Below are 11,699 nucleotides of genomic sequence, written 5' to 3'. Positions count from 1 at the left end.
CGCAACGTGCGCGGCGTGCCGTCACTGAGCACCCACAGCAGGCGGAAGGCAGAGTTGTCGAGCACGACCCCTTCGTAGACCGACGTCCGACGCCGCTGGAGCCGAAGCAGCTCACCGGCGAGCGCGGCGAGGTCGACCAGGTGTGCTGAGTCCACCGAGTCCACCGAGTCCACTGAGCCCACTGAGTTCTCTGGGTCCCGCAGGCCTTCCGGGTCGTTCACGGGTCGTTGCGTAGGCATCTGTCGGCTCCTTCGCCGAGCGGTCGGGGCAGGGGGCATCGCGACCATCCTTCCAGACCGGGATGCGATGTGTAAGATACACAACCATGCGCGCGACCACTCCGCCCTCTCGCGGGCTGCTCACCGTCCTGGTCCTGTGCTTCGGCGGCATGACGGTTTCACTGACCCAGACCCTCGTCGTCCCGATCCAGGGTCAGCTGCCCACGCTGCTCGACACGTCCCCCTCCAACGCGGGGTGGGTCGTCACGATCACCCTGCTGGCCGGTGCGGTCTCGATGGTGCTCAGCGGCCGCCTGGGCGACCTGCTAGGCAAGCAGCGGGTCCTCGTGGCGACGTCCGCCCTGCTGGTCGTCGGCTCGGTCGTCTCGGCGCTGTCGGACTCGCTCGCACCGATGCTCGCCGGACGAGCACTCCAGGGGATGGCGCTGGGCTTCATCCCTGTCGGCATCGCCCTGATCCGCGAGATCACTCCCCCCAGGACCTCGCACACCGCGATCGCCGCGATGAGCGCCACGCTCGGCGTCGGCGGCGCGATCGGGTTGCCGCTGTCGGCCTTCGTCGCGCAGACCTTCGACTGGCACGCCATCTTCTGGATGGGCGCCGCCCTCTCCGCCGTGATGACTCTCGGCGCGGTGACCCTCGTCCCGCACCGCAACGACCACGCGGGCGGCTCGCTGGACCTCGTCGGCACGGTCGGTCTCACGATCGGCCTGGTCGCGACCCTGATCGGCGTGTCGAAGGGCAACGCCTGGGGCTGGGCCAGCGGACGCACGCTCGGCTCGATCGCGGCCGGCATCGTCGTCCTGCTCGTGTGGGGCGCCTACGAGCTGCGTCGGCGCGAGCCCCTGGTCAACCTGCGCGCGACCTCGAGCCGCCCGGTGCTGCTCACCAACCTGGCCGCCATCGCGATCGGCTTCGGAATGATGGCGATGTCGATCGTCATGCCCCAGCTCCTTCAGCTGCCCACGGCCACCGGGTTCGGGCTGGGCCAGACGCTGCTCGCTGCAGGCCTGTGGATGGCGCCCGGTGGGCTGGTGATGATGGCCTTCGCCCCGGTCTCCGGCCGGCTGATCCAGGCCATCGGACCCAAGCAGACCCTGATGATCGGCGCCCTGGTGCTCGGCCTGGGCTACCTCACGGCGTTCTTCCTGATGGCCACCCCCTGGCAGCTGCTCATCGCCTCGAGCATCGCCGCAGCCGGCGTCGGGATCGGGTACGGCGCGATGCCCACCCTGATCATGGGCAACGTCTCGCCCCGCGAGGCCGGCGCCGCCGTCGGCATCAACGCTTTGATGCGCTCGATCGGTACGACGAGTGCCGCCGCGGTGATGGTGACGGTGCTGACGGCCTCGACCCGTGACTTCAACGGACTCTTGATCCCGACCGAGGGTGCCTACCAGCTCTGCTTCGCCATCGGCGCCGTCGCGGCGTTCGTGGGCCTCGCCCTGACCGCGCTCGTGCCGCACGTCCACGCCCGCGCTCGCGCCGACGTCGCTGATGTGGGGCTGGTGGAGGCCTCCGCGTGAGCTCGGGGAGTTTCACCACTTCAGCGGTGAAACTCCCGCTTGTGTCATGAAGTTCCGTGCAGGAACCGGGAGTTTCACCAGTTAAGTGGTGATTCTGCCGCCGTCCAGCAGCTGCGCCAGGTGCACCGACGGCCGGTCGCGCAGGTCCGCGACCTGGGTGCGGCAGGAGAAGCCGTCGGCGAGCACGACCGCGTCGGTGGCGGCGTCGAGCGCGGGGAGCAGCTGCTGCTCGGCGACGGCGACCGAGACGTCGTAGTGACCGATCTCCACGCCGAAGTTGCCCGCGAGCCCGCAGCAGCCCGAGAGCCGCTGCACCGTGGCTCCGGTGGACGCGAGCAGGTCGGCGTCGGCCTGCCAGCCCATCACCGCGTGGTGGTGGCAGTGCGGCTGGGCGACGACCGTCGTGCCGGAGAGGTCCGGGGCGTTCCAGCCCGGGGTGTCGGCGAGCAGCTCGGCCAGTGTCTTCGTCGCGGCGGCCACGACCCGGGCGTCGTCGGTGTCGAGCAGCTCGACGGCGTCGGAGCGCAGCACGCCGGTGCACGACGGCTCGATGCCCACGATCGGCACGCCGTCGCGCGCAGCGCCCACGAGGGTCGCGACGGTGTCGGACAGGATCCGTCGTCCGGCGTCGAGCTGGCCGGTGGTGATCCAGGTCAGCCCGCAGCAGACGCGGGAGTCCGGGAGCCGCGGGGCGTAGCCGGCGTCCTCGAGAACGCGCACGGTCGCGGCGGCGACCTCGGGGTCGAAGGCGTCGGAGAAGGAGTCGGCGAAGAGGATCACCGGCTTGCCCGCGGCAGCGGCCGGCGTCGGACCGTCGTACGACGACCGGAACGACCGACGGGCGAAGGCCGGCACCGAGCGTCGTCCATCGACCCCGGCGACCCACTTGCCGAGGGCGCCGAGCACGGGCAGCCGCAGCATCAGGTTGGCGACCAGGGCCAGTCCCGGCACGAGACCCACGAGTCGCGCCCACAGCGGCAGCCGACCCAGCGAGTAGTGCGCGCGCGGCCGCAGCCGGCGTCCACCTGCCGAGCGGCTGTAGGTCTGGTGGAGCACCTCGGACTTGTAGGTCGCCATGTCGACGCCGGTCGGGCAGTCGGAGGCGCAGCCCTTGCACGAAAGGCAGAGGTCGAGCGAGGCGTGCACCTCCGGGGCGTCCCAGGCGAGCTCGCCGCGGACGACGTCCTGGAGCACGCGGGCACGCCCGCGGGTGGAGTCCTTCTCCTCGCGGGTGGCCAGGTAGGAGGGACACATCACCCCGCCCGAGGCGGAGTTGTCGGCCCGACACTTCCCGACGCCGGTGCAGCGATGCACCGACTGCGCGAGGTCACCGTCGTCGTGCGGGTAGGCGAACGCGAGCTTCTTGCGGCCCGAGCGCTCGAGCGGGAAGGAGCCTGCGAACCGGACGTCGGCGTCGACCGGGTCGGGGTCGACCAGCACGCCGGGGTTGAGCACGTTGTCGGGGTCGAAGGCGTGCTTGACCGCGCCGAAGAGCTTGATCGCGTCGGATGAGTACATGTGTGGCAGCAGCTCGCTGCGGGCGCGGCCGTCACCGTGCTCGCCCGACAGCGACCCGCCGTACTCCCCCACCAGCGTGGCGGCCTCGACGAGGAAAGCGCGCAGGGCGGCGGTGCCGTCGGGGCGGTCGAGCGGGTAGTCGAGGCGCACGTGCATGCAGCCGTCGCCGAAGTGGCCGAACGGCGCCGAGGTCATGCCGTGCGCCGAGACGAGCTCGTCGAAGCGGGCCAGGTAGGAGCCCAGCATGTGGGGCGGCACGGCGGCGTCCTCCCAGCCCGGCCAGGCCGGCCGGCCCGCGGGCGAGCGCCCGGCCATGCCGGCGCCGTCCTCGCGGATCCGCCACAGTCGCGCCTGCACGAGAGGGTCCTCGACGACGAGGGCGTCGAGCGCGATGCCGGACGACGCCAGGGCGCGGGCCCGCTCGGACACCTCACCGAGGTCGTCGCCGGCGAGCTCGACGAAGAGCCATGCGTCGCCCTTGGGCAGCGGAGGCACGGCCCCCTCGCCGCGCCGCTCGCGCAGCACGGTCAGCAGGCGGGAGTCGAGCCCCTCGCACGACGTCGGGCCGTGGGCGACCACGGCCGGGGCGGCCTCGCCGGCCTCGACGATCGAGGCGAAGCCCATCGCCACCACCACCCGCACCGGGGCGTCGACCACGAGCCGCACCGTGGCCTCGGTGAGCACGCCGAGGGTGCCCTCGGAGCCGACCAGGGCCTGGCCGAGGTCGAAGCGCTCGGGCAGCAGGTGCTGCACGGCGTAGCCCGACACCTGGCGACCGAAGCGGTCGAACTCGGTGCGTGCGGTCGCGAGGTGACGACCCATCACGTCGCGCAGGCCGGCGACGACCGACTCACCACCGGCGACGGTGGGAGCGCCGGTGGCGTCGTAGCCGGTGGTGATCGTCTCGCCCGCCGCGGTGAGGAGGCGCAGCCCGGCGACGTTGTCGGACGTGCGCCCGTAGGCGAGGCTCCGCGAGCCGCAGGCGTTGTTGCCGATCATGCCGCCGACGGTGCAGCGCGGGTGGGTCGACGGGTCGGGCCCGAAGCGGACGCCGTACGGCGCGGCGGCCTTCTGGAGCACCGCGTGCACGGTGCCGGGCTCGACCACGGCCGTGCGCGCGTCGGGGTCGAGCAAGAGCACCCGGTTGAGGTGGCGGGAGAAGTCGAGCACGATCCCGCGCCCCACCGCGTTGCCCGCGACCGACGTGCCGGCGCCGCGGGAGGTCAGCGGCACGCCCTGCTCGCGGGCGACAGCCAGGGCCGCGGCCACCTCGTCGACGTGGCGCGGCCGGACGACGGCGAGCGGCGGGATCCGGTAGAGCGAGGCGTCGGTGGAGTACATCGCGATCGTGCCGGCATCGGCGTGCGCCTCGAGACCGGCGCGGGTCAAGGCCTGGACGACGTCGCTGACTGGCTGCATGAGTAACATGTTACTCATGCCGCGACTGATCCTGCCCTCCCCCGCGGGAGGGTCGCTCTCCGACGACGTCGCCGTGGCGGTGCGCGACGCGATCGCGGCCGGCGAGCTCGTCGAGGGCACGACGTACTCGGTCTACCAGCTCGCCGAGCTGCTCGGTGTCTCGCGGAGCCCGGTGCGCGAGGCGCTGCTGCGCCTCGCCGAGGCGGGCCTGGTCGAGATCGCCCGCAACCGCGGGTTCCGCGTCGTCCTGCCCACGGCGCACGACATCGAGGAGATCTTCGAGATCCGTCTCGCCCTCGAGCCGGCCGCCTGTCGCCGCGCGGCCGAGCACGCGACCGACGAGCACCGAGACACCCTCGCCGGCCTCGTCGAGACCATGCGCGGCGCCGCCGAGCGTGGCGATGCCGCCTCGTTCTGGCCGGCCGACCGCGCCCTGCACGACGCGCTGCTGCGTGCCGCCGGCAACGCCCGCGCGGCCGCGATCATCGACCAGCTGCGGGCGACCACCGCCCTGCTGGGCCCGCCGACCACCGCGACCGGACGCAGCCTCGACGAGATCCACGCCGAGCACGCGACGATCGTCGAGGCCGTGCTCGACGGCGAGGGCCGCACCGCCGAGCAGGCGATGCGCCACCACCTCGAGTCGACCGCGTTGCTCCTCAGTCGCGCAGACCGGTCCTGACCTCGCTCAGTGCGTCCTCCAGCGACACCGCCGGAGTCCAGCCCCAGGAGTGCGCCCGAGCGCTGCTGATCTGCCCGGTCCAAGCGGGACCGTCGTCCCACACCGGCTCGACGCCGACCGCGCTGCACACCGCGCGGTAGTAGTCGGCCTGCGTGGCAGGACCGGCGGCCACGTTGAGCGCCGTCGTCGCACCGGCCACCGGGCCGCGCGCAGGGTCACCCGAGGCCGCGATCGCACCCGAGGCCACGTCGGCGGCCAGGGCTGCGAGGTCGTCGACGTGCACCCACGGGAAGGTCGCGTCGGGTCGCGCGTGACGCGCCTCCTCGCGCTCACGCATCGCCTTGGGTCGCAGCGTGTTCCACACCGAGCTGCTCGAGGCGCCGAGGATCGCCGGCGGGCGCAGGAGCACCGTCGTGAGTCCGGTGACGTCGGCCAGCGCGGCGTCGGTGTCGCGCTTGGTGACCGGGTAGTCGCCCCCGTCGTCGCCCACCAGCGGGGAGCTCTCGTTGATGTCACCGGCCTCCGGCGCACGGTCGTAGACCGCAGCGGTCGAGACGTGGACGAACCGCTCGACGCCGGAGTCCTTCGCCGCGCGGGCGAGCACCGGCGTCCCCTCAACCCCGATGGCGCGCTGGGTCTCGAGGTCGCTGCCCATCGGGTGCACCGTCGTCACCACGGCGCTCGCCCCGTCGGTCACGGCTGCAGCCACACCCGGGTCGTGGAAGTCGCCGACCCACTCCAGCACGCCGGGCAGGCTCGGTGCGGTGCCCGATCGTCGTACGACGGCGCGCACGGTGACGCCGCGCTCGGCGAGGGCCGCGCAGACCCGCGACCCGACGAGACCGTTGGCTCCCGTGACGACGATCGGACCGGACGGAGACGTGTGTGGATCAGTCATGGCGCCACCCTGTCACGCGGGGTGTGAGCAACCCCCAGACTTCGGGGTGAGGTCGCGCGGCTCACGGGTCGGTAGAAACGTGGCCATGAGCAACGAACGCAACGAAGTAGTCCAGGCCGTCGTCGACCGGATGACCTCCTACCAGGACGGCGCCACCGAGGGCACCGTCGACAAGGAGCTGCGCGAGGCGCTCGGCGAGACCGACGTCGACCTCACCGACGACCAGGTCACCGCACTCGTGAAGGCGATCGAGGACGGCGAGGGAACCGTGTCGGTGTCCGAGGTCCTCGGCTGATCGACCTTCACGCTGGACCGTCTGCGCCTCCGAGGAGGTCACGCACCTCCGCGGAGGCGTAGAACGGCTCGAGCTCGGTCCGCACCATCCGCTCCAGGTCCCCTGACTCGCGCAGCGCGTCGAGCACCCCGGGGGCCAGTCGCACCAGGTCAGCGACCAGGTCGGCGCGGTCGAGGTCGAGCTCGTCGAGCAGCTCGGGAGGGGTGTAGCCGCCGAAGCGCTCGAAGAAGCCGTCGACGACGACGCCGACCAGCTGCGCCACCCGCTCGCCGGCGAGCCCGGTGACCGCCAGGTCGTGCACGGCGTCCACGACGCCGTCGACCTCCTCGCGCGAGACCTTCCCGGCCACCGACGCGACCGGCTCGCGCGCGGCGAGGTCCCACACCTGGAGCACTGCGTCACGAGTCGTGGGGTCGCGCAGGGTCTCCAGCACGATGCGGTTGAGCCGCCGTACGGCGAAGGTCCCGCCCTTGCCGACCGTGTCGCCGAGGAGCCCCTCGAGCTGCTTGTCGGCAGCACCCATCATCTTCGAGGCGGCGCTGGTGCCGAACGACATCAGTGACCCCAGACCGGGAACCTTGTCGGCCACCGCCTGGTTGGCCTGCACGACCTCACCGACCACCCGGCCCATGAACCGCGAGGCGACGGTGCCCACGAGCGGCGACTCGGTGAGCCGGTCCAGGCCCCGCTCGAGCGCCGGGGTCAGCGCCAGCACCCGGTCGACGAGCACCTCGACCTGGGCACGCTCGACGACCTCACCGAGCGGGAACGGCTCGCCGGGGCCGTCGTACGCCGTGGTGACGTCGAGCTCGACGAAGCCGCTGACCGCGGCGCTGGCCGGCACCGTCGCCAGGGCCCGGACGACGATGGTGCGCAGGGTGGCGGCGTCGACGAGGTCGGCCACCTGGTGCGACTGGGAGGCGGCGAGGAGCGACTCCGCCAGGCGGGCCACCGTGACGGCCTGCTGCTCCCCCGACAACCGGTCGAGGTGGAAGCGCACCTGGGCGTCGAGGAGCCTGGCTGCCAGGTCGTGCTCCGCTGTGTCGGCTGCATCGTCGGCTGCACTGTTCGTGGGGTTCGGCACGAGCGCACGCTACGCGAGCCCACTCCACGACCGCCGCCTCGCGCAGAGTCGGCGAGCTGAGGGGCAGATCACACCCATTGGGAATTGCACTGACCAACGCGGAAGTGCAAGCCTGCACTACATGATCAAGAGTGCAACGGACCGTCGGGTCCTCACCGCCGACCGGATCATGCTCTGCGCCCAGACGCTCACCGACGAGGCCGGTCTGGACGGCTTCACCATGGACGACCTCGCCACCGCTGCTGAGGTCTCCCGCCGCACCCTGTTCAACTACTTCCCGAGCAAGATCGACGCCGTCCTGGGGGTCTTCCCGATCCTCGACCCCGACGACGTCGACACCTTCTGCTCCGGCGGACCCGACCGCGACCTGGTGCAGGACCTCCGCACGCTGGTGCTCCCGCTCCTGCGCACCGACGCCCTCGACCGCGACGTGCTCGCGCGCGGCCGCCGGATCATGCTCGCCAACCCGCGCCTGGTGGCGCGGGTCCACGAGGGCTACGTCGACCTCAGCGCCCAGATCGTGCAGCACATCATCACCCGCGAGGGCCCGGCCTTCGCAGCCCAGCGGGCTCGGGTCGCGGTCGGCGTGCTCGCCGCCCTGTTCGACGCCGCCCTGGACGAGTACCTCGTCGACCCCGACGAGCGCCCCATCGCCTTCCACTTCGACGAGAGCCTGCGCACCGCCCGATCACTTCTCGGCGCCTGACCGCTCTCACCCTCCCACGCCTCTCCCCGACCCTTCCCAGGAGACCACCATGGCCACCCTGCTCTACCGCCTTGGCAAGACCGCCTACCGGCGCTGGCCGATCTTCATCGCCGGCTGGCTGGTGCTGATGATCGCCGTCGGCGGTTTCGCCGCTGCCTTCTCCAAGCCCACGACCGACAGCTTCTCGATCCCGGGCATCCCCTCGGAGGAGGCGGCCGACCTCCAGGCCGAGCTCTTCCCCGGAGCCACGGACGCCTTCGACCAGGCGACGGTCAACGTCGTCGTCGCAGCCCCCGAGGGCGAGCGCATCGATGCCCAGCCCTACGCCGACGCCATCTCCCAGCTGCTCGTCGACCTCTCCACCGGCCCGGCCGCCCCCGAAGTGCTGACCAGCGCCGAAGGTCGCGACGCCCTCAACCCGGTGCTGGCCCTCGAGGCACGCGACACCGCGGAGCAGCCCCAGGGCGGGAAGGGAGCAAACGCGCCCCCTGAGGGCGCCGAGGCCTTCGCTCCCGTCTCGGCCGACGGCCGGGTCGGTGTGATCACCTTCGACTTCGACGTCGAGACCGTCACCGACGTCACCGAGGACACCCAGGCTCCCGTCCTCGCCGCGATGGAGACCGCGTCCGAGTCAGGCCTCCAGGTCGCCGCGAACGGCCAGGGCATGGGCGACTTCGGCACCCCGGGCGGCGCCGCCGAGCTCATCGGGATCGGCCTCGCGCTGCTGGTCCTCATCCTCACCTTCGGCAGCCTCGTCGCTGCCGGGCTCCCCATCGTCGCCGCGATCTGGGGCGTCGGTCTCGGTCTCGCCGGGGTCACCGGCATGACCGCCTTCTTCGACCTCTCCTCCTCAGCACCGCTGCTCGCCACGATGATCGGGCTCGCGGTCGGCATCGACTACTCGCTGTTCATCCTGGCCCGCTACCGGAGCGAGCTCGAGCACACCGCCGATCGGGCCGAGGCTGTCGGCCGTGCCGTCGGCACCGCCGGCTCCGCGGTCGTCTTCGCGGGCCTGACCGTGCTCATCGCGCTCTCGGCGCTCTCGGTCGTGCGAATCCCGTTCCTCACGATCATGGGCCTGGCCGCCGCGGTGACGGTGCTCCTCGCCGTCCTGGTGGCTCTGACTCTGCTGCCGGCGATCCTCGGCCTGATGAAGTCGAAGGCCTTCGGCGGCCAGGTGCGCAAGTACCGCCCCACCCGTGACGAGCACGGACGCGTCGTCAACAACGGCGTCCGCTGGGCGCGCCTGATCGCTCGCCGCCCGGTGGCTGCCGTGCTGCTGGTCGTCGTCGGCCTCGGCGCGCTCGCCCTGCCGCTGAAGGACCTCTACCTCGCCTTCCCGACCGACAGCACCAAGTCGGCAGAGACCACCCAGCGCCAGGCGAGCGACCTGCTCGCCGACGCTTTCGGCCCGGGTCGCGAGGCGCCGTTCCAGATCGTCGTCGACGGCCGGGACCTCCCCGCAGCCCAGCGCACCGACGCCTTCGCCGCGGTCGTCGACTGGGCCGCCGAGCAGGACGGCGTGTCGGCCGTGATCGACACCGCCGCCCTCCAGCCACCTGCGGAGTCGGACCAGGGCCCGGCCGAGGGCACCCAGCTGCTGCTGCTGCCGTCGTCCGGCCCGGACGACCCGGCCACCAAGGACCTCCTCGAGGACCTCCGCGAGGGCGAGTCCGCCATCGAGTCGGCCAGCGGCACCGACATCGGCATCACCGGTCTGACGGCGATCACCACCGACGTCTCCGACCGGCTCACCGGCGCCCTGCCGCTCTACCTCGCGGTCGTGGTCGGACTGGCCTTCCTGCTGCTGATGATCGTCTTCCGCTCGATCCTGGTGCCGCTCACCGCGACCCTCGGCTTCCTGCTGACCGTGCTCGCCACGCTCGGCGCGACCGTCGCGGTCTTCCAGAACGGCGCCTTCGGGATCTTCGACGGCCAGCCGATCGTCAGCTTCGTGCCGATCTTCGTGATCGGCGTGGTCTTCGGGCTCGCGATGGACTACCAGGTGTTCCTGGTGACCCGGATGCGTGAGGCCCACGTGCACGGCGCCTCCACGCACGACGCGGTCGTCGACGGCTTCCGCAACTCGGCCCGTGTGGTGGCCGCCGCCGCGGTGATCATGACGTTCGTCTTCGCGGCGTTCGTCCTCGAGCCGGACCCGGTCATCAAGTCCTTCGGCTTCGCGCTGGCGGTCGCCGTCCTGATCGACGCCTTCGTCGTGCGGATGGTGCTGATCCCGGGCCTGATGTACCTGATGGGCGAGAAGGCCTGGTACCTCCCGGCCTGGCTCGACCGGCTGCTGCCCGATGTCGACGTCGAGGGCGAGAAGCTGGTGCGTCCGCACCTGCGCAACGACCTCGACGAGGACGACGGCGACCAGGGCGGCGACCCCGTGGACGGCGCCCGCGAGATGCAGCCCGTCGGCTGACCCTCGCCGTCCCCGGCGATGCCGACGCGGTGTCTGCGTTCGGCGCGGGCCGTGACGGGCCGGTCTCAGCGCAGCGACATCGACCCCGAGAGCGCCGGCTCCCAGGGGAGGTCGGCGTCGCGGGCGACGCGCTCGTCGAGGGCCGCGGCCACGTCGGCGGGCCACTCGGCCGTACGGCGGCTCTCCATGTCGATGTGGAGGAAGACCTCCTCCATCACATAGCTCACGCGCTGCTTCTCGTCGTCGAGCAGGTAGACCAGCACGTGCGCCGCCCGGGCCGACCGGCCGAGCAGTCGCACCCGCACCGAGATCTTGTCGCCGGTGCGCAGCTCGGAGAGGTAGGTCAGGTGGTGCTCGGCGGTGAAGACCGCGGAGCCCGCGATCGTCGGCCACTGCTGCAGGATGCCGACCTCGACGAGGGACTCGTCGAGGCCCTCGCTGGCGATCCCGAGGTAGTGGCGGATGTTGAGGTGGCCGTTGAGGTCTTCGAACGCCGTCGGCACCGACATCTGCGCGAAGGCCGGCAGCGAGGCGACCTGCTCGTAGGTGGGCTGGAGGGCGGTCGTGTCAGAAGAAGTGGTCACGACCACGACGCTAGCCGGTGCCGACCCGCGGCGGTCACCGGATCCGTGGCGCGAGCCGCTCGAGCATCGTCACGTGACTCGGCTCGAGCTCGTCAAGGGTGCTCACGCCGAGCAGCCGCATCGTGCGGGTGATCTGCCCCTCCAGGATCGCGATCGCCCGGTCGACGCCCTCACGCCCGCCGGCCATCAGGCCGTAGAGGTAGGCGCGCCCGATGAGCGTGAAGTGCGCCCCGTGGGCGATCGCGGCGACGACGTCCTGCCCGGACATGATGCCGGTGTCGAGGTGCACCTCGACGTCACTGCCGACCTCCTTCACCACC

10 protein-coding genes are annotated in these 11,699 nt (G+C 72.0%); 5 read left to right on the top strand and 5 right to left on the bottom strand.

What is annotated here, in order from left to right; genetic code table 11:
• Nucleotides 1–325: 325 nt before the first annotated feature.
• Nucleotides 326–1,765 (top strand): MFS transporter, encoded by a 1,440-nt coding sequence (locus tag VOI19_RS05310; RefSeq protein WP_323791915.1) that lies wholly within the window; start codon nucleotides 326–328, stop codon nucleotides 1,763–1,765.
• 81 nt (nucleotides 1,766–1,846) lie between these two features.
• Here VOI19_RS05310 and VOI19_RS05305 read toward each other — a convergent pair whose 3' ends face one another.
• Nucleotides 1,847–4,711: an FAD-binding and (Fe-S)-binding domain-containing protein gene (locus VOI19_RS05305; protein WP_416366331.1), complete on the bottom strand. Its 2,865-nt coding sequence runs from the start codon at nucleotides 4,709–4,711 to the stop codon at nucleotides 1,847–1,849.
• On the opposite strand from VOI19_RS05305, the gene VOI19_RS05300 reads away from it, so the two are divergent.
• On the top strand, nucleotides 4,701–5,384 hold the full coding sequence (locus tag VOI19_RS05300) for a GntR family transcriptional regulator (protein WP_323791913.1): 684 nt from the start codon (nucleotides 4,701–4,703) through the stop codon (nucleotides 5,382–5,384). The two genes, VOI19_RS05305 and VOI19_RS05300, sit on opposite strands and share 11 nt — an antisense overlap.
• On the opposite strand, the gene VOI19_RS05295 is transcribed toward VOI19_RS05300, so the two are convergent.
• The gene (locus tag VOI19_RS05295; RefSeq protein ID WP_323791912.1) at nucleotides 5,362–6,282 is read right to left on the bottom strand and encodes an NAD-dependent epimerase/dehydratase family protein; all 921 of its coding nucleotides are present in this window, start codon (nucleotides 6,280–6,282) and stop codon (nucleotides 5,362–5,364) included. The genes VOI19_RS05300 and VOI19_RS05295 overlap by 23 nt on opposite strands.
• An 85-nt stretch (nucleotides 6,283–6,367) precedes the next feature.
• Here VOI19_RS05295 and VOI19_RS05290 point away from each other — a divergent pair, with 85 nt between their 5' ends.
• The gene (locus VOI19_RS05290; RefSeq protein WP_323791911.1) at nucleotides 6,368–6,577 is read left to right on the top strand and encodes a hypothetical protein; all 210 of its coding nucleotides are present in this window, start codon (nucleotides 6,368–6,370) and stop codon (nucleotides 6,575–6,577) included.
• Between the two features lie 7 nt (nucleotides 6,578–6,584).
• On the opposite strand, the gene VOI19_RS05285 is transcribed toward VOI19_RS05290, so the two are convergent.
• Nucleotides 6,585–7,661, bottom strand: coding sequence for a hypothetical protein (locus tag VOI19_RS05285; RefSeq protein ID WP_323791910.1), 1,077 nt, complete (start codon nucleotides 7,659–7,661; stop codon nucleotides 6,585–6,587).
• A 121-nt stretch (nucleotides 7,662–7,782) separates the two neighbouring features.
• On the opposite strand from VOI19_RS05285, the gene VOI19_RS05280 reads away from it, so the two are divergent.
• Both VOI19_RS05280 and VOI19_RS05275 read left to right on the top strand, forming a co-directional pair.
• Complete coding sequence (locus tag VOI19_RS05280; RefSeq protein WP_323791909.1) at nucleotides 7,783–8,367, top strand: TetR/AcrR family transcriptional regulator; 585 nt, start codon at nucleotides 7,783–7,785, stop codon at nucleotides 8,365–8,367.
• A gap of 49 nt (nucleotides 8,368–8,416) precedes the next feature.
• On the top strand, nucleotides 8,417–10,795 hold the full coding sequence (locus VOI19_RS05275; RefSeq protein WP_323791908.1) for an MMPL family transporter: 2,379 nt from the start codon (nucleotides 8,417–8,419) through the stop codon (nucleotides 10,793–10,795).
• Between the two features lie 65 nt (nucleotides 10,796–10,860).
• Here VOI19_RS05275 and VOI19_RS05270 read toward each other — a convergent pair whose 3' ends face one another.
• Nucleotides 10,861–11,379, bottom strand: coding sequence for a thioesterase family protein (locus tag VOI19_RS05270; RefSeq protein ID WP_323791907.1), 519 nt, complete (start codon nucleotides 11,377–11,379; stop codon nucleotides 10,861–10,863).
• 34 nt (nucleotides 11,380–11,413) lie between these two features.
• On the bottom strand, nucleotides 11,414–11,699 hold a 286-nt coding region (locus VOI19_RS05265; RefSeq protein ID WP_323791906.1), incomplete at its 5' end, for an alpha-hydroxy-acid oxidizing protein.

The sequence above is a fragment of the Nocardioides sp. genome (assembly GCF_034670285.1).
Lineage (GTDB): Bacteria > Actinomycetota > Actinomycetes > Propionibacteriales > Nocardioidaceae > Nocardioides.
The sequence above is the reverse complement of the archived record's forward strand: the minus strand, read 5'-3'. Positions and strand labels throughout refer to the sequence as shown.

Coding starts and splice junctions, on each gene's coding strand:
- VOI19_RS05310 (WP_323791915.1), top strand. CDS start 326: ATGCGCGCGACCACTCCGCCCTCTCGCGGGCTGCTCACCGTCCTGGTC.
- VOI19_RS05300 (WP_323791913.1), top strand. CDS start 4,701: ATGAGTAACATGTTACTCATGCCGCGACTGATCCTGCCCTCCCCCGCG.
- VOI19_RS05305 (WP_416366331.1), bottom strand. CDS start 4,711: ATGTTACTCATGCAGCCAGTCAGCGACGTCGTCCAGGCCTTGACCCGC.
- VOI19_RS05295 (WP_323791912.1), bottom strand. CDS start 6,282: ATGACTGATCCACACACGTCTCCGTCCGGTCCGATCGTCGTCACGGGA.
- VOI19_RS05290 (WP_323791911.1), top strand. CDS start 6,368: ATGAGCAACGAACGCAACGAAGTAGTCCAGGCCGTCGTCGACCGGATG.
- VOI19_RS05280 (WP_323791909.1), top strand. CDS start 7,783: ATGATCAAGAGTGCAACGGACCGTCGGGTCCTCACCGCCGACCGGATC.
- VOI19_RS05275 (WP_323791908.1), top strand. CDS start 8,417: ATGGCCACCCTGCTCTACCGCCTTGGCAAGACCGCCTACCGGCGCTGG.